Origin of the sequence: Pseudonocardia sp. DSM 110487 (assembly GCF_019468565.1) — a bacterium.
In the GTDB taxonomy this organism is placed as follows: Bacteria; Actinomycetota; Actinomycetes; order Mycobacteriales; family Pseudonocardiaceae; genus Pseudonocardia.
Genome location: NZ_CP080521.1, coordinates 5,216,010 through 5,231,636, shown reverse-complemented (window position 1 = coordinate 5,231,636; position 15,627 = coordinate 5,216,010). Strand labels below are relative to the sequence as shown.

Genomic DNA, 15,627 nt, shown 5'->3' with positions numbered 1-15,627 from the left:
CTCGCCTACACCGGCGCGTGACCCGGTGATGCCATAGTGGGTGCCGGGATTCCCCCGGCGCGCCGCCGTGGGGCCGAAGGAAGGGGAGCACGGCGTGGACGCGCTCACCGCGCTCGTCGCCGGCCTGGTGGCGAGCCTGCGCACGGCGCTGGCCGCCGACGTCTGCCCCGGCGGATGGCCGTGGGCGGTCACGGTGCTGGGCATCGGGGTCGGGCTGCTTCCCACCGCGGGTGCGGTGCTGGTGGCGGTGCTGCGCAAGCGGATCGGGTCCCGTTACGGGGCGGGCGAGTCCGTGCTGATCGTCCTCGCGGGGGTGGTCGGCGCCGGGCTGCTGCCGCTGGCCGTGTTCAACGCCACCGGGCGTGTGTTCCGGGCAGTGGCCCTTGGCCGGGAGGTTGACGGCCTCACCTCGGACCAGCTCGCCGACCTCGGCACCACCGTGTGCTTCACCCCGCAGTCGGCCTACCTCGGCGGCTATACCGTTGCCGCGGCGTTCGACCCGTCCTATCCGGTGCGGTTCGGCCTCGCCGTCGTCCTGCTCGTCGGGTTCCCGCTGGTGGCGGCGGTCTGCGTGGCCACCCAGGCGCGGTTGGCGCTGCGTCGCGGGCCCAGCTGGCCTGCCAAGTTCTTCTGGGTGCCGCTGCTGGTGCTCACCCTGCTCACGGGACGGACTCCCGCCGGGTCGACGGGCCATCTGTGGATCGGGGTCGCGATCGGGGCGTTCCTGGGTATCGCCGTCGTGCTGACGGTCGGGACCCCGCCACGGGAGGTCGTGCGCCGTTCGCTCGCCGCGCCCGCTCCCGCGCCACGGCAACCGCCGCGGATGGAGTCGATGCGCCCGCCGGTCGCGGCTCGTCGTCCCCCCGCTCCTGCCGGGCCGCAGACGTCCCTTGCCGACCGGCTCGCGCGGCGGTTCGCGGCGCGGCAGCCCGAGCCTCCGGTGGTGATCCCGCAGCCCCGTACGGCGTCGGCGCACCAGCCGCCGCCCCGGCCACTGGCGCAGTCGCCACGCGGACCGTCCGGCCCGCGACCCACGCTCGTCGCGCCCTCGCCTCCGGCCGGGGCGGGCGCGCCGCGGTTCCGGCTGATCCGGAGGCTGGGCTCCGGCGGGTTCGGCCGGGTGTGGCTCGCCCACGACGCCCGCCTCGGGCATCCGGTCGCGCTCAAGGCAGCGCACGCGCCCGATCCGGAGACCGAGGAGCGGATCCGGCGCGAGGCGCGCGCACTCGTTGCCGTCCGCCACCCGCACTGCGTGCGGATCCACGACCTGCTGCCGGCCACGGCCGACCCCGGCCTCCGCGAGCTCGACGGCCTCGTCATCGTGATGGAGTACGTGGAGGGAGCCCCGCTGGGGGACCTCGTGCGCACGCGCGGCCCACTCGACGACATCACCGCCGCCCGCGTGTGGGTCGGCCTCGCGGGCGCGCTCGGCGCCGCACACTCCCGCGGCGTGCTGCACCGTGACGTGAAGCCGGGCAACGTCGTCGTCGACCAGGCGGGGCTGGCGCACCTGATCGACTTCGGGATCGCCCGCAAGACCGGTGACTCGACGCTGACGATGGCGGGCTTCGTGCTGGGCACACCGGACTTCCTGGCCCCGGAGGTGGCGTGCGGCGAGCGTGCCACGCCCGCGTCGGACTCGTGGCAGCTCGCCGCGACGATCTCTTACGCCCTGACCGGGCATCCGCCGCGCGGTGGGCACCCCGACGCGGTGTCCGGGCTGCGCGCCGCGGCGACCGGGGCCCCGCTCAGCCACCTCCCGCCCCGGTCGGCGCACCTGAACCTGTTGCGTGCGGCGATGGACACCGACCCGCGCCGCAGGCCGCAGCTGCGGGCTGTGCAGAGCACGCTCGAGGAGTGGCTGCGCCGGGCCGGGAAGCGCCCGGACGGCCCGGTCGGCGCGGGCGCCCCGGCCCGGTGACGGGAGCCCCCGCAACGGCCGTCGTGCCGGACGTCCCCACGTCCGGCCGGGGACGCATCCTCGGCGTCGACGCGGCGCGCGCCGTAGCGCTCGTCGGGATGTTCGCCACGCACATCTTCCCCATCCGCGATGGCCGCGAGCCGACGCTCACCGGTCTGATCGCGTCCGGGCGGGCGTCGGCGCTGTTCGCGGTGCTGGCGGGGGTCGGGGTGGCGCTCGCGACCGGGGGCACGCAGCGGCCGCGCGGGGCGCGGGCCCACCTCGGTGCCGGTGCCGCCCTCGTCGTGCGCGGGCTGCTGGTCGGCGCGGTCGGCCTCACGCTGGTGGCGCTCGAGGCCCCGGTCGCGATCATCCTCGCCTACTACGGGGTGCTGTTCGTCGTGGCCGCCTTCCTGCTGCGGGCCCCGCGCGGCGTGCTCGCGGTGGGTGCGGTGCTCGCGTGCGTCCTCACGCCGGTGGCGAGCCAGCTGCTGCGGGTGGGGCTCCCGGACGGCACGGACGATCAGGTCGGGTGGCCCGCGTTCGCCGAGCCAGGCGACGCACTGGTCACGCTCGTGCTCACCGGCTACTACCCGGTGCTGACGTGGACGACGTACCTGCTCGCCGGGATGGCGGTCGGCCGGCTCGACCTGCGCCGCGCGCAGGTGGCGGGCTGCCTGCTCGCCGGAGGGGTCGCGCTGGCGGTGGCCGCGCACACCGCGTCGGCGCTGCTGCTCGGCCCGGGCAACGGGGTGTGGGTGCTCGGCGCCGAGGCAGCGGCGCGGCGCTACGGCACCACTCCAACGGGGAACTGGTGGTGGCTCGCCGTGGACTCCCCGCATTCCGGCAGCCCGCTCGACCTGGCCGCAACGACCGGGTCCGCGCTGGCCGTGCTCGGCACGATGCTGCTACTGGCGCGGTGGTCCCGGCGGCTGGTGCTGGTGCCGGCCGCGCTCGGCTCGGCGCCGTTCACCCTCTACACGCTCCACGTGATCGCCCTCGCGGTGTACGCGGGGAGCGGGTCGGACGACCTCGTTCTGTGGCTGAGCCACGTGCTGGTCGCCACGCTGATCGGCCTCGGTCTGCGGCTCGCCGGGCTCCGCGGTCCGCTGGAGGCGGTCGTGTCCGCGACGGGCCGGGCCGTCCGCCGCGCCGTGACCGGCATCACACCGAAGACTGTCGATTCACCTTCTGCTCGCCCGCCGGGCAGGTGACGGGCGCCGGCAGGCGACGCCCGCCCTGCGTGCGGAGGAGACGGTGATGCGCACTCTGATGGTCACGGAGTTCATCTCGCTGGACGGCGTCGTGCAGGGCCCCGGTGGTCCCGACGAGGACCGCGACGGCGGGTTCGTCCACGGCGGCTGGGCCGCCCCGTTCATCGACGACGACGTGCTCGCCAGAGCGATCGGCGTCACCGCGAGGGCCGACGCGCTCCTGCTGGGCAGGCGGACGTACGAGGAGTTCGCCGCCACATGGCCGCTGGCCCCGGCCGACGACCCGATCGGCTCCCGCTGGGCCGCGGTGCGCAAGTACGTCGCGTCCCGGACCCTCACCGCGGTGAGCTGGGAGAACTCCACACTGCTCGAAGGTGACGTCGTGAACGCCGTGGCGGAGCTCAAGAAGTCCGACGGCGGCGAGATCCAGGTCCACGGCAGCATTCAGCTCGTGCAGACGCTGCTCGCGCACGACCTCGTCGACGAGCTGCACCTGGCCGTGATGCCGGTGCTCGTCGGGTCCGGGAAGCGGCTGTTCGGGAGCGGGACGGTGCCGGCCCGCTTCGCCCTGCTCTCGGCCGGGACCACCCGGTCCGGTGTGGTCGTCGGACGGTACGTGCGCGCGGGCGACATCACCTACGGTGCGGTTGGCCCCGAGACAGGGAACTGGTGACGAGCGATGCCCCAGTACGCGGTGCTCATCTACGAGAAGGAACTGCCCGGCGGCGTGGCCGACATCCCGCCGGAGGTCATGGAGGCGAACATCGCCGCGGGGGAGAAGATCGCCGCGATGGGCGTGCGCGTCGTCCACGAGCAGGGCCTGCAGCCGGCCGCGGCCGCCCGCACGATCCACAAGGACGGACTCGTCACGGACGGCCCCTTCATGGAGACCAAGGAGGTGCTCGCCGGGTTCTTCGTGGTGGAGGCCCCTGACCTCGACACGGCCCTCGCCGTCGGCAAGCTCCTCCCGATCATGGACGGGGCGGTCGAGGTGCGTCCGCTGCTGTGATCTCCGACGTCCGGCGCGCCGTGGCCGACGCGCACCGCCGCGAGTGGGCCACCGTGCTCGCCGCGACGGTGCGCGTCACGCGTGACCTGGACCTGGCCGAGGAGTGCGTTCAGGACGCGTACGCCGCCGCGCTCGAGTCGTGGACGCGCGGCGGCGTGCCGTCCCGCCCGGGGGCATGGCTCACCACGGCGGCCCGGCACAACGCGCTCGACGTCGTCCGGCGGGCCCGCACGCAGCAGGCGAAGTTGCACCTGCTGGTGGAGCCGCCCGCGCTTCCGGCGGTGGCCGACGACCGGCTCCGGCTGGTGTTCCTGTGCTGCCACCCGGCGCTGGCGCCGGAGGCCCAGGTGGCGCTCACTCTCCGGCTGGTCTGCGGCGTGCCGACCCCGGACGTCGCGCAGGCCTTCCTGGTGCCGGAACCGACCATGGCAGCCCGGATCACCCGGGCGAAGAAGAAGATCGCCGCGAGCCGCATCCCGTTCCGCATGCCCCCACCGGGCGAGCTCCCCGGCCGCGTGGACGCCGTCCTGACGGTGATCCACCTGCTCTTCACGACAGGGCACACGGCCCCCGCCGGTCGGGTTCTCACCCGCAACGACCTCACCGAACGCGCACTCGACCTCGCCCGCATGCTCCACGCTCTCCTGCCGAGGGAACGTGAGGTGGGCGGGCTGCTCGCGCTGCTGCTGGCCGGCCACGCCCGGCGGGCGACCCGGACCACCCCCGACGGGCGGCTGCTGCGCCTCGACGAGCAGGATCGCGCGGCGTGGGACCGGGAGGCCATCGCGGAAGCGGACGGCCTCGTCGTGCGCTCGATGCGGGGTGGCGACCCGGGGCGGTTCGCCCTGCAGGCCGCGATCGCGACGCTGCACGCCGTCGCCCCGGCCTACGAGGACACGGACTGGCCGCAGATCCTCGTGCTCTACGACGAGCTGCTGCGGCGCTGGCCGTCACCGGTGGTGGCGCTGAACCGGGCCGTGGCGGTGGCGATGGTCCACGGGCCCGCCGCGGGGCTGGCCGAGATCGACGCTCTGGACGGCGATCCGCGGCTGGCCGGATACCGCTACCTGCCCGCAGCCAAGGCGGACCTGCTGGGCCGGCTCGGCCGTTCCGCGGATGCCGCGGCGGCCTATAAGCAGGCGATCGCACTGACCGCGAACGAGGCCGAGCGGGCCTACCTCGTCGGCCGGCTCGCGGAGGCGAACGCCCCGCAGCTCGGGAGCCGGTGATGCGGCGACCACATGCGTTCGCCGGGCCTGATCTGGCGTTCAGTGGCGCGTCTGGTTAGGGCCTTCGGTGGCGCCGCGCATCGTGCGGGGCGGGGCATACCTACGCGGGCAGGCCGAGGGCCTGCCCCTCGCGCGCGCGGCGCCACCGAAGGCCGGTCCCACGGACATGATCGGGGCTTCGGCGCGAAAACGGGCGAAAACCGCCCGGGAACGCGCCGAACCTCTGATCATGGGCCAGAACAGGCTCATGATCGGTGCGAAGTGCACCTCACGGTCCCCGGCGGGGCTGTCACGTACTACTCGGAACGATCTTCCCAGCTCACGCACCCGTTGTCGGCCCACGCGGCCCGTCGACCGGCTGCGTGAAGCCAGACAGGGTGCGCCAGCCCCAACCGGGTGTGCGAGGGCAACAAGCTCCCCGCGACGCCGCCAGGAGGCCCCCGCGGGACGGCGACGCCCCCCTTCTCGGGCGACGCATCCCGTCGACTGGCAGCGCGAACCCAAACCAGGTGCGCGAGCCGGAACGTGTAGCGCGAGCCGCCCCTAGTGTCCCGAACCGGGGCACTAGCGCGGGGTGCCGGTGGGGTGCAGGGGAGGACCCGTCATCGGGCAGTGGACGCATTCCTCCACTCGGATGCCCTCGCGATCCGGTGCCTTCGCCGCCTGCAGTGGCGCGCGGATCAGCGTGAACGCGGCCAGCGCCGCCGCCGCGAGGAGGCCCGCACCGATGACCATCGCCATCCGGAAGCCGGCGTCGAACGCGGCCGGGTCGGTGTAGTCCTCGCCCGCGATGCCCGCGAGGCCGGGCACGACGGCCACCGCGAGGAGGCCCGCGGCCCTGGCCACCGCATTGTTGACGCCGGACGCGGCGCCCGCGTACCGGTCAGGCGCGGAGTCGAGCACGGTGGCGGTGAGCGGGGCGACGGTGAGCGTCAGCCCGGCGCCGAACACGAGCATCGCCGGCAGCACGTCGACGAGCCACGACGTCGTGGCGTCCACGCGCAGGAGCAGGAGCAGTCCTCCCGCGCTCACCAGCGGGCCGACGGTCATCGGGAGCCGGGGACCGATCCTGCCGGTCAGGGAGCCCGCTCGTGCGGAGAACGCCAGCATCAGGGCCGTGACCGGCAGCAGGGCTGCCCCGGCCCCGAGCGGCGTGAAGCCGGCGACGGTCTGCAGCTGCAGCACCAGCAGCAGGAACACCGCGCCCATCGCGCCGTAGATGAGGACCGTGCAGATGTTGGCGGCGCTGAACGTCCGGTCCCGGAAGAGGGCCGGTGGCACCAGCGCGTGGGGTGAGCGCCGCTCCACCACCACGAACGCCACCAGTGCCAGCACCCCGACGGCGATGGCGCCCAGCAAGAGCGGGCCGGCGCCGCGCTCGCCGAGGCCGGTGAGGCCGTAGGTCAGCGCGCCGAGCCCCACCACGGCCAGCACCGTGCCGGTGACGTCCAGCCCGGGCGCCGACTCCGTGTCGCGGCTCTCCGGCACGTGCCGAAGCGCGAGCACGATGATCACCACGGCGAGCGGGAGGTTGATCAGGAAGACCGCGCGCCAGCTCCACTCGACGAGCCAGCCGCCCAGGAACGGGGCTACCGCGCCCGCGATGCCACCCAGGCCGGACCATGCCCCGACGGCCGCGGCGCGGTCCGGCCCGTGGAACGAGGCCGAGATCAGCGCAAGGCTGCCGGGCGTGAGCAGGGCGCCACCCACCCCCTGCAGCGCCCGCGCGGCGATCAGCGTGCCGACGTCAGGGGCGAGCCCGCAGGCCAGCGACGCCAGCGCGAACCACACGACTCCGATGACGAACACCCGCCTGCGCCCGAAGTGGTCGCCGAGTGAGCCACCGAGCAGGATGAGCGAGGCGAGCGACAGCGTGTATGCGTTCACCGTCCACTGCAGGCCGGTGAACCCCGCGTCGAGCTCGGTGCCGATGCGCTCGAGCGCCACGTTCACGACGGTGCCGTCGATGAACACGAGCCCCGATCCCAACACCGTCGTGGTGAGCACCCACCGCCCCGCCGTGGTGCCCATCCGCAGTTCCCCCGCCACCATGCGCCGCAGCCTACGGCCTGCGAGTCCGCGTTCGTGGCTGTCGTCACCACTGATCGAACAACTCCCCGTGCACGACGGATGACTGCCCGTCACCTCGGCAGGGCGCGATCGTTGACGGTGCAGGAATCCGGGAGGCGACATGGGAAGAAGCGCGCGGCGGCTACCGGCCGCCCGTGTGGCTGCGGGAGCACTGGCGGTGGCCGTGGCGACCGGGCTGCTGGGACTCGGGTACGCGCAGGCGAACCCGCAGCTCGCCGCCCCCGACCTGCCGACTGCCCCGGCCGCGGTCGCCCCGGCCCGGCCCGCGGAGCGCGCGCCCGCCGCCGACCCCGACGAGGATGCCGATGACGTCGGCCGCGGGGACGCCGACGCCGACGGGGAGGCCCCTGGACGGCTGCGCGCCGCCGCGCCGAACGCCCCGCACACGACTCCGCGCCGCGCGGCGCCGCCCGCCGACCCCAGTCAGCCCGCAGGCTCGAAGCCGGCCCCGCACCCGGCCCCGCCGGGGCCCGCCCCCGTCGCGGGCACCCCCTGCACGACCGCCGCGCGCGCATGTGTGGCGCTGGGCGAGCGGCTGGCCTGGCTGCTCGACGGCGGCAACGTGGTCAGGGGACCGGTCCCGATCCAGCACGGCGACGCGGCGGACCCCACGCCGAGGGGCACCTTCAAGGTGCAGTGGAAGGCCGAGCAGTACACCAGCCGCGAGTACCTCACCCAGATGCCGTACTCGGTGTTCTTCGCCGACGGCGGCATCGCGTTCCACGAGGGCACGCAGGACACCCCGTCGGCGGGTTGCGTGAAGCTCGACCGCGAGGACGCCAGCGCGTTCTTCTACTTCTTGCAGAAGGGTGACGAAGTCCAGATCCACTAGCTGGTGTCGGGGCTTCTACCTCCAGTAGAATGGCGTCCGTGCCGACACTGGGTGAGCTGGAACGCGCTGTCATGGAGACCCTCTGGTCGGCCACCGCACCTGTCACCGCCCGCGACGTGCAGGACGCTCTCGCGGGCCGTGACCTCGCCACCACCACGGTGCTCACCGTCCTCGGGCGGCTGGAGCGCAAGGGCCTCGTCACCCGGGAGCGGGAGGGTCGCGCCCACCGCTACCGGGCCGTCGCGAGCCGCGAGGACCACGTCGCCGAGCTCATGCGCGACGCCCTCGACGCCGCCCCCGACCGCGGTGCGGCGCTGGCCCGGTTCCTCGGTTCGATCCCCGAGGACGAACGCGCCGCGCTGCGCGACCTGCTCGACTGACATTCTTGTTCCATGGAGGGTGCGGCGCTGTTGCTGCTCGTGCTCGGCGTCCTGCTCGCCGAGCCGGTCAGCCGTTCACTGGCGCGCGCACACTGGCCCGCGCGCGACCCGGTCGGTGCCCTGCTCGTCTGGCAGGCCATCGGCCTGGCCGGAGGGCTCGCGCTGCTCGGCTCGGGGATCGTCTACGGCCTCGCGCCGCTCGGCCCCACCCTCCCCGCCGCGGCGCGCAACGCGGCAGACGCCCTCGCCGCGGGGAGAGTGCCGGAACTCGGCTACAGCCGCGTGCTCGCCCTGGCCGCCGCGCTGGTGCTGGCGCTGCGGCTCGTGGGGGTGCTCGCCGCAGTGACGATCCGCACGCTGCGCGCCCGGCGGCGGCACCGGGACCTGCTCGACCTGCTCGCCACGCCGTGGCCGGACGTGCCGCACGCCCAGGTGCTCGACCACTCGGTGCCCGTGGCGTACTGCCTTCCCGGATTGCGCTCGCGGCTCGTCGTCTCGGCAGGCGTGCTGGACGCTCTCGACCCGCCCGCCGTGAAGGCCGTGCTCGCCCATGAGCAGGCACACCTGCGCGAGCGGCACGACCTGGTCGTGCTGCCGTTCGTCGCGTGGGGGGCCACCGCGCCGTTCGTGCGGGGGATGGTGTGCGCGCAGGTGGCGGTGGCGGCGCTCGTGGAGATGCGCGCCGACGACGTCGCCTCGGCAGCGGTCACCCCGAAGCAGCTCACGGGCGCGCTGCGCACGGTCGGCGGCGCCGCCCCCGCGGCCGCGCTCAGCTCCTTCACCGACGCGCTCGACCGGCGCCTGTTGCGGATCATCCGACCGCCGGCGCCGTTGCCGTCGGCGGTCCGTCTGCTGGTACGGCTCGCCGCCGTCGGGCTCGTCGCGATCCCCACTGTCCTGCTCCTGCTCTCCTGAACCGGGCCGGGGCGGCGGACGCACCGCATTCAGCCGCGCAGGGGTGCGCTCGCCTCGCGCAGCTGGCCGAGCGACTCCGACCACGACCGCACGAGACCGGTCTCGTGGTACGGCACCCCGACCTCGGCGCAGAACTCGCGCACCAGCTTCCGGGACCGCCGCAGGTTGGGGGTCGGCATGCTGGGGAAGAGGTGGTGCTCGATCTGGTGGTTCAGCCCGCCCATCGCGACGTGCAGCAGCCCGTCGGTCAGGCGCCCACCTGCCACGTTGCGCGAGGTGAGCACCTGCTTGCGCAGGAAGTCCATGGTCGTCGTCGGCATATCCATGCCCTTGTGGTTCGGCGCGAAGATCGAGCCGAGGTAGATGCCGAAGAGACCCTGGTGCACGGCGAAGAACGCCAGCGCGAGCCCCGGCGGCAGCACCACGAAGAGCACCGCGAGGTAGCCGACCACGTGCGTGGCGAGCAGCGCGAGCTCGAGCCCGCGCCGGCGAACCTTCGCGCCGTTCGCGCCGAGCAGGCCCTGCAGGCTCGCGCGACGCAGGTCGAGTCCGGCGAACGTGAGCAGCGGGAAGAACAACACCGCCTGGTGGCGGTTGATCAGCCGGTTGAGGCCGCTGCTCGCCCGCGCCTGTTCGCCGGTCCACACCAGGGCGCCCGCCTCGACGTCCGGATCGAGGCCCTCGTGGTTCGGGTTGGCGTGGTGCCTCGTGTGCTTGTCCTGCCACCAGCCGTACGACATCCCGATGCCCAGGTTGCCGAGGATCCGCCCGACGATCGCCGAGGGGCCGCGGGTACGGAAGACCTGGCGGTGGGCCACGTCGTGGGCGAGCAGCGCGATCTGGCCGTACAGCACGGCGGCCGCCGCCGCCACGGCCAGCTGCCACGGCGAGTCGCCGAGCAGGACGAAGGCGCCTGCGGTAGCCGCGGCGAAGGCACCCACGAGCAGGAACCGGGCCACGTAGTAGCCGGGACGGCGGCGCATCAGGCCCGCGGCGGCCACCCGCGCGGAGAGGCGGGCGAAGTCGCTCCCGGCGGCGCCCGCCGGGGTGTCGGTGATCGTGCTGCTGGTCATGCTCCGACCCTGCGCGAGCAGCCCGCCGATGATGAGCCGGTGAGCCCCCGACCCGGGGGTGGGGGTGACCCCCCGATCAGGTGATCAGCTCACAGCGTCGTCACAGCGACCGTCTGCGAAATTGTGGTTCCCCCCTGCACGACCTCCGGAGGCACGATGACGATCTCGCTGCACACCGGTATCCGCACCGCGACGGTCAGCACCGAGTGGACCGCGTGGGACGCGCCGTTCCGTCTGGTGGTCACCGACCCGTGGGCCATGCACCACGCCCGGCTGAGGGTCACCGACCTCGTCGCCGCGCTCGCGGCCTCCGTCGATCGGCGGCTCCCCGTGGCGCGGCGTGACGAGCGCCTCGCCGAGATGCTCGGCGAAGCTCTGGCCGGCCCGCCGCGCCCCTTCCCCTACGGGATCGCCGCGGCGCCCGCGGAGGCCGATGTCCACCGCGCCGCCCCCGCGCCGTGGCAGCAGGCGTTCACGGCCGCCACGCGCGCCCGCCACGGGTGGTCCGTCGCGCCCGGCCCGGCCGCGCAGGCCCTGCTCGCCCAGCGGTGCGCAGAGCTGGTGGCCGAGGAGTTCTCCTGCGGTGTTCTCGTGGCGTTCGGCGACCACGTCGCGACCTCGGGGCTCGCGCCCGTCGGTGGCTGGCGGGTGCAGCTGCGCGACGCGCCGACGGCCTCGACCACGCTCGTGGCGATCGACGGCGGCGCGATCTCGTCGGTGAGCTGCGTGCGGCCCGGACGACCCGACCGGCTGCAGCCGCTCGTGGTGCCGGCCACCGGGCGCACGGTCGTGCCCGCGTGGCGGTCGGTGGCGGTGGCAGCGGCCGACGCGCCCGCCGCGAGCGCCGCGTGCACGGGTGCGCTGCTGCGCGGTGCCGGTGCGCCCGCGTGGCTGGCAGACCTGGGCTTGCCCGCGTTGCTCGTGGACGCCCACGGCGTCACGCACGCCGTGCGGAACTGGCCCGTTCAGTCCTGATCGGCGACCGGGTCAGGCGGGAACGGGGTCGGCCTCCACCCGGTCCGGCCCGCCGAGCAGCAGCGTGGTGAGGCCGGCGATCGGCAGCACGACGAGCAGGCAGAACGCCCCCGGCACCCCGATCACCCCGGCCAGCCCACCGACGAGCGCGGCCCCGACGCTGGCGCCGGTGAGGAACACCAGCGTCGCGATGCCTAGTGCCACGCCGCGCTGCGCGTCGCGGACCGCCGCCCCCACCGAGGAGATCATCGCCGGCTGCCCGACGCCGAAGGCGCCGCTGACCAGCATCACCGCCACGGCGAGGAGCACCGGCGCGTGCACGAACGCACCGAGGGCGGCCACGAGCAGCGCGAGCACGGCCGTGGGGCAGGCCAGCGCGATCGAGCGGCGCGGGCCGAGCCGGGCGAGCAGGATGCGGGCGATCCTGGGGGACACGAACCCCACCACCGCGGACGGCACCAGCAGGGCGCCGGTGGCAAACGGTGTCCAGCCCCACGACGCGGCCGTGAGCGGCACCCCGAGGAGCAGGGCGAACCAGCTCGCCGGCACCGCGGCCGCCGCGAAGGCGCTGCGGAGCACCGTGGTGTTGGTGACGATCTCGCGTGGCAGGAACCCGTGCGGCCGCGCGCGGACCCACAGGGCGAGCAGCGGCGCGCCCGCGACCAGCAGCACGGCACCGACGGCCCCTGCCACCACGCCTGCGGACGGGGACTGGAGCAGCAGCACCAACCCGGAGGCCGCGACCGCCACGAGCACGGCGCCGACGCCGTCGATGCGCTCACCCGTGCCCTCGGCAGGGGCGACCCGCCACAGCGGCACGATCGCGAGGACCCCGAGCACCGGCAGCGCCACGGCCCACCGCCACCCGCCGAGCGCCTCCAGTCCACCCCCGACCAGCGGGCCGAGCGAGCCGAGCGTGGCGGCCACGCCCGCGATGCGGCCGAGCGCGGTTCCGCGGTCCGCCCCGCTCCACCGCGCGCTGATGAGCGCCGTGGCGAGCACCGGGATGGCGGCCGCCCCCGCGCCCTGCACCACCCGGGCCACCAAGAGCACCGGGAACGAAGGTGCCAGCGCCGCCACCAGCGCGCCCAGCGCCATCGCCCCGGTGCCCAGCGCGAGGGGGAGCCGGATGCCGACCATGTCGGCGATCCGCCCGTGCGCAGGAGTGGCGACGGCCAGCGCGACCGTGTAGCCGCTCACCATCCAGGCGGCCGTGTGCGCGCTGATGTCGAGCTCGCTCGCGAGCTCCGGCAGCGCGACGGTGACCGCCGACGTCGACATGCCGGCGAGCCCGAACAGGAGACCGAGCAGGGCGGCAGACCGCCCGGGAGACCGCACGTGAACGGGGAACCGCGCGGCGGCGCGGGGAATTCCCGACGATCGCATGCGGCCACCGTTGCTCACGCTGCCGGCCGCGGTCTTGCGGTATTCGGACATCGCGTGGACCGCGCCGGTCAGGGCACCAGGACGACCTTGCCCGTCGTCGCCCGGCTCTCCAGTGCCCGGTGCGCCGCCCCGGCGTCGGCGAGCGGGAACGGCGGGTGGACGAGCGGCGTCAGCCGTCCCGCGGCGGCCTCGGCGAGCGACTGCGTCTCGAGACCGCGCAGGCCGCCGTAGCGCTTCAGCATCCGCGGCCCGGTGATCCACACGACCGACAGCGAACCAGCGGCGATGTCGGCGCTCGTGAACGGCGTGACCTCACCAGAGGTCCAACCGAACATCACGATGCGCCCGCCGATGTCGAGCATCTCGACCCCGGCGCGCCCGACCTCGCCGCCGACGCCGTCGAGCAGGACGGTGGGCTTGCGCCCGTCGAGCGCGGCGAGGACGCGGTCCGGCCAGCCCGGTTCGCGGTAGTCGACGGCGATGTCGGCGCCGAGCGCCTGTACCTGCCGCACCTTCTCCGGCCCGCCCGCGAGCCCGACGGCCACGGCGCCCGCTCCGCGCGCCGCCTGCACGAACAGGCTCCCGAGCCCACCCGCCGCCGCCGGCACGAGCACGACGTCGCCCGCCTCGATCCCGGCGGCGTCGAGGATCCCGACCGCGGTGCGGCCCGTGCCGATCATCGCGACGGCGGCCTCCGCGGTGAGCGAGCCGGGGATCTCGTGCAGCGAGGTCTCGGCGGCGACCGCAAGGGAGGCGTACCCGCCGCTCGCCATGCCCAGGTGGGCGACCACGCGCTTGCCCGTCCAGCTCGGGTCGGCGCCGGGCCCCGTCGCGGTGACGGTGCCCGCCACTTCCCGGCCGGGCGTCATCGGCAGCTGGGGGAGCGGGAACGGCCCGCCGCTCGTCCCGTTCCGGATCGTGGTGTCGAGCAGGTGCACGCCCGCCGCGGCGACCTCGATCAGCACCTGACCCTCGCCGGGGACCGGGTCCGGGACCTCCTCGTAGCGCAGCGTCTCCGCGGGCCCGAACTCGTACTGCCGGATCGCCTTCACGTCGTTCTCCTCGCTGGTGTCGACCTTGTCGACGGCACGTTAAGAGTTGAAGTCAGGTCGAGGTCAATGGATCTCGCTCGCGCCGTGGCGGGGTGCCCGGCGTAACGTTGATTACGTGCCTTCTGGATTCCCCCGAACCTTGGGCGCGCTCCGCGCGTCCGGCCACGAGCTCCGTGGTGTCAAGGACGAGATCCGCTTCAACCTCATCGCCGCGCTCCGCGAGGGACGCGACCCGTGGCCCGGCATCGTCGGGTTCGAGTCCACCGTGCTCCCGCAGCTGGAGCGCGCACTGATCGCCGGGCACGACGTCGTGCTGCTCGGCGAGCGCGGCCAGGGCAAGACCCGGCTGCTGCGCACCCTGGTCAACCTGCTCGACGAGTGGACCCCCGTCATCGAGGGCTCCGAGCTCGGCGAGCACCCCTACGACCCGATCACCCCCGCCTCCCGCCGCCGCGCCGCCGAGCTGGGCGACGACCTGCCGGTGGCCTGGCGGCACCGCGACGAGCGCTACACCGAGAAGCTCGCCACCCCCGACACCGCCGTCGCCGACCTGATCGGCGACGTCGACCCCGTCAAGGTGGCCGAGGGCCGCTCGCTCGGCGACCCCGAGACCATCCACTACGGCCTGGTGCCGCGCGCTCACCGCGGCATCGTCACGATCAACGAGCTGCCCGACCTGGCCGAGCGCATCCAGGTGGCGCTGCTCAACGTCATGGAGGAGCGCGACATCCAGGTCCGCGGCTACACGCTGCGGCTGCCCCTCGATGTACTGCTCGTGGCGAGCGCCAACCCGGAGGACTACACCAACCGCGGGCGGATCATCACCCCGCTCAAGGACCGGTTCGGCGCCGAGGTCCGTACCCACTACCCGCTCGAGCTGTCCGACGAGATCGCGCTCGTGCAGCAGGAGGCCGAGCTCGTCGCCGACGTCCCGCGCCACCTGGTCGAGGTGGTCGCCCGGTTCACCCGGTCGCTGCGCGAGTCCAGCGCGGTCGACCAGGGATCGGGCGTCTCGGCGCGGTTCGCTGTTGCGGCCGCCGAGACCGTCGCCGCGGCGGCGCTGCGCCGAGCCGCGATCACCGGCGAGGAGCGCCCGGTCGCCCGGCCGATCGACCTCGAGTCGGTGGCGGCCGTGCTGCGCGGCAAGCTGGAGTTCGCCTCCGGTGAGGAGGGGCGCGAGATGGAGCACCTCGACCACCTGCTGCGCCGCGCCACCGCCGACACCGCCCGCGCCCGCCTGCGCGGGATCGACCTCAACCCCCTCGCCGAGGCCGTGGCCGAGTCGCCGGTGCGTACCGGTGAGCGGGTGCCCGCGGTGGAGGTGGTGGCCGCCCTGCCGGCCGTCGAGGAGCTCACCGAGGTGGCCAAGCGCCTCGACGCCGCCGGCACCGAGGACCCGGGCCCGATGGCGAGCGCAGCAGAACTGGCCCTGGAGCTCCTGTACCTGACGAGGCGCCTGACGAAGAGCGAGTCGGACGACGACAAGGTGATCTACGAATGAGCCGCCCCCATTCCGACGAACGGCGCGTTCGTCGGTACCTATCCGACGAACGCGCCGTTCGTCGGAATCA

General features: G+C 74.5%; 14 protein-coding genes. 10 read left to right on the top strand and 4 right to left on the bottom strand.

Translation table 11 applies throughout. The annotated features are described in order from the left end of the window. Positions 1-94: 94 nt before the first annotated feature. The 5 genes from K1T35_RS24475 to K1T35_RS24455 are packed head-to-tail and all read left to right on the top strand — an operon-like array spanning position 95 to position 5,352. Entirely contained in the window at positions 95-1,921 is a 1,827-nt protein-coding gene (locus tag K1T35_RS24475) for a serine/threonine-protein kinase (protein ID WP_255620659.1), read from the top strand. Further along, positions 1,918-3,114 carry a heparan-alpha-glucosaminide N-acetyltransferase domain-containing protein gene (locus K1T35_RS24470; protein WP_220254030.1) on the top strand — a complete coding sequence of 399 codons (1,197 nt, stop codon included), beginning with the start codon at positions 1,918-1,920 and terminating at the stop codon, positions 3,112-3,114. The genes K1T35_RS24475 and K1T35_RS24470 overlap by 4 nt, the downstream gene beginning before the upstream one ends. 46 nt (positions 3,115-3,160) lie before the next feature. Beyond that, positions 3,161-3,787, top strand: coding sequence for a dihydrofolate reductase family protein (locus tag K1T35_RS24465; RefSeq protein ID WP_220254029.1), 627 nt, complete (start codon positions 3,161-3,163; stop codon positions 3,785-3,787). 6 nt (positions 3,788-3,793) lie between these two features. After that, complete coding sequence (locus K1T35_RS24460) at positions 3,794-4,123, top strand: YciI family protein (protein WP_220254028.1); 330 nt, start codon at positions 3,794-3,796, stop codon at positions 4,121-4,123. Then, complete coding sequence (locus tag K1T35_RS24455) at positions 4,123-5,352, top strand: RNA polymerase sigma factor (RefSeq protein ID WP_220262822.1); 1,230 nt, start codon at positions 4,123-4,125, stop codon at positions 5,350-5,352. The genes K1T35_RS24460 and K1T35_RS24455 overlap by 1 nt, the downstream gene beginning before the upstream one ends. Before the next feature lie 564 nt (positions 5,353-5,916). On the opposite strand, the gene K1T35_RS24450 is transcribed toward K1T35_RS24455, so the two are convergent. Continuing rightward, positions 5,917-7,404, bottom strand: a complete 1,488-nt coding sequence (locus tag K1T35_RS24450) for an MFS transporter (RefSeq protein WP_220254027.1) — start codon at positions 7,402-7,404, stop codon at positions 5,917-5,919. 139 nt (positions 7,405-7,543) lie between these two features. Between K1T35_RS24450 and K1T35_RS24445 the strand changes: the two genes are divergently transcribed. From K1T35_RS24445 to K1T35_RS24435, 3 genes are read left to right on the top strand one after another with little or no spacing between them, the layout of a single operon-like run. Next, positions 7,544-8,275, top strand: coding sequence for a L,D-transpeptidase (locus K1T35_RS24445; protein WP_220254026.1), 732 nt, complete (start codon positions 7,544-7,546; stop codon positions 8,273-8,275). A gap of 29 nt (positions 8,276-8,304) precedes the next feature. Further along, a complete protein-coding gene (locus K1T35_RS24440; RefSeq protein ID WP_220254025.1) occupies positions 8,305-8,655 on the top strand; it encodes a BlaI/MecI/CopY family transcriptional regulator in 351 nt (116 codons plus the stop codon). Between the two features lie 12 nt (positions 8,656-8,667). Next, positions 8,668-9,570: a M56 family metallopeptidase gene (locus K1T35_RS24435; protein WP_220254024.1), complete on the top strand. Its 903-nt coding sequence runs from the start codon at positions 8,668-8,670 to the stop codon at positions 9,568-9,570. 29 nt (positions 9,571-9,599) lie between these two features. Here the strand turns inward: K1T35_RS24435 and K1T35_RS24430 are convergent, their stop codons facing one another. Next, a complete protein-coding gene (locus K1T35_RS24430) occupies positions 9,600-10,643 on the bottom strand; it encodes an acyl-CoA desaturase (RefSeq protein WP_220254023.1) in 1,044 nt (347 codons plus the stop codon). A gap of 156 nt (positions 10,644-10,799) precedes the next feature. Here K1T35_RS24430 and K1T35_RS24425 point away from each other — a divergent pair, with 156 nt between their 5' ends. Beyond that, entirely contained in the window at positions 10,800-11,618 is an 819-nt protein-coding gene (locus K1T35_RS24425; RefSeq protein ID WP_220254022.1) for an FAD:protein FMN transferase, read from the top strand. Positions 11,619-11,630: 12 nt separating this feature from the next. Here the strand turns inward: K1T35_RS24425 and K1T35_RS24420 are convergent, their stop codons facing one another. Both K1T35_RS24420 and K1T35_RS24415 read right to left on the bottom strand, forming a co-directional pair. Next, positions 11,631-13,055 carry an MFS transporter gene (locus K1T35_RS24420; RefSeq protein WP_220254021.1) on the bottom strand — a complete coding sequence of 475 codons (1,425 nt, stop codon included), beginning with the start codon at positions 13,053-13,055 and terminating at the stop codon, positions 11,631-11,633. A gap of 17 nt (positions 13,056-13,072) precedes the next feature. Continuing rightward, complete coding sequence (locus K1T35_RS24415; protein ID WP_220254020.1) at positions 13,073-14,056, bottom strand: zinc-binding dehydrogenase; 984 nt, start codon at positions 14,054-14,056, stop codon at positions 13,073-13,075. 115 nt (positions 14,057-14,171) lie between these two features. On the opposite strand from K1T35_RS24415, the gene K1T35_RS24410 reads away from it, so the two are divergent. Then, on the top strand, positions 14,172-15,557 hold the full coding sequence (locus K1T35_RS24410) for an ATP-binding protein (RefSeq protein ID WP_220254019.1): 1,386 nt from the start codon (positions 14,172-14,174) through the stop codon (positions 15,555-15,557). The last annotated feature ends 70 nt before the right edge of the window (positions 15,558-15,627 follow it).

Excerpts from the sequence above, each read along its gene's own strand:
- K1T35_RS24465 (WP_220254029.1), top strand. The coding sequence starts at position 3,161 with ATGCGCACTCTGATGGTCACGGAGTTCATCTCGCTGGACGGCGTCGTG.
- K1T35_RS24460 (WP_220254028.1), top strand. The coding sequence starts at position 3,794 with ATGCCCCAGTACGCGGTGCTCATCTACGAGAAGGAACTGCCCGGCGGC.
- K1T35_RS24450 (WP_220254027.1), bottom strand. The coding sequence starts at position 7,404 with ATGGTGGCGGGGGAACTGCGGATGGGCACCACGGCGGGGCGGTGGGTG.
- K1T35_RS24445 (WP_220254026.1), top strand. The coding sequence starts at position 7,544 with ATGGGAAGAAGCGCGCGGCGGCTACCGGCCGCCCGTGTGGCTGCGGGA.
- K1T35_RS24440 (WP_220254025.1), top strand. The coding sequence starts at position 8,305 with ATGGCGTCCGTGCCGACACTGGGTGAGCTGGAACGCGCTGTCATGGAG.
- K1T35_RS24435 (WP_220254024.1), top strand. The coding sequence starts at position 8,668 with ATGGAGGGTGCGGCGCTGTTGCTGCTCGTGCTCGGCGTCCTGCTCGCC.
- K1T35_RS24430 (WP_220254023.1), bottom strand. The coding sequence starts at position 10,643 with ATGACCAGCAGCACGATCACCGACACCCCGGCGGGCGCCGCCGGGAGC.
- K1T35_RS24425 (WP_220254022.1), top strand. The coding sequence starts at position 10,800 with ATGACGATCTCGCTGCACACCGGTATCCGCACCGCGACGGTCAGCACC.
- K1T35_RS24420 (WP_220254021.1), bottom strand. The coding sequence starts at position 13,055 with ATGTCCGAATACCGCAAGACCGCGGCCGGCAGCGTGAGCAACGGTGGC.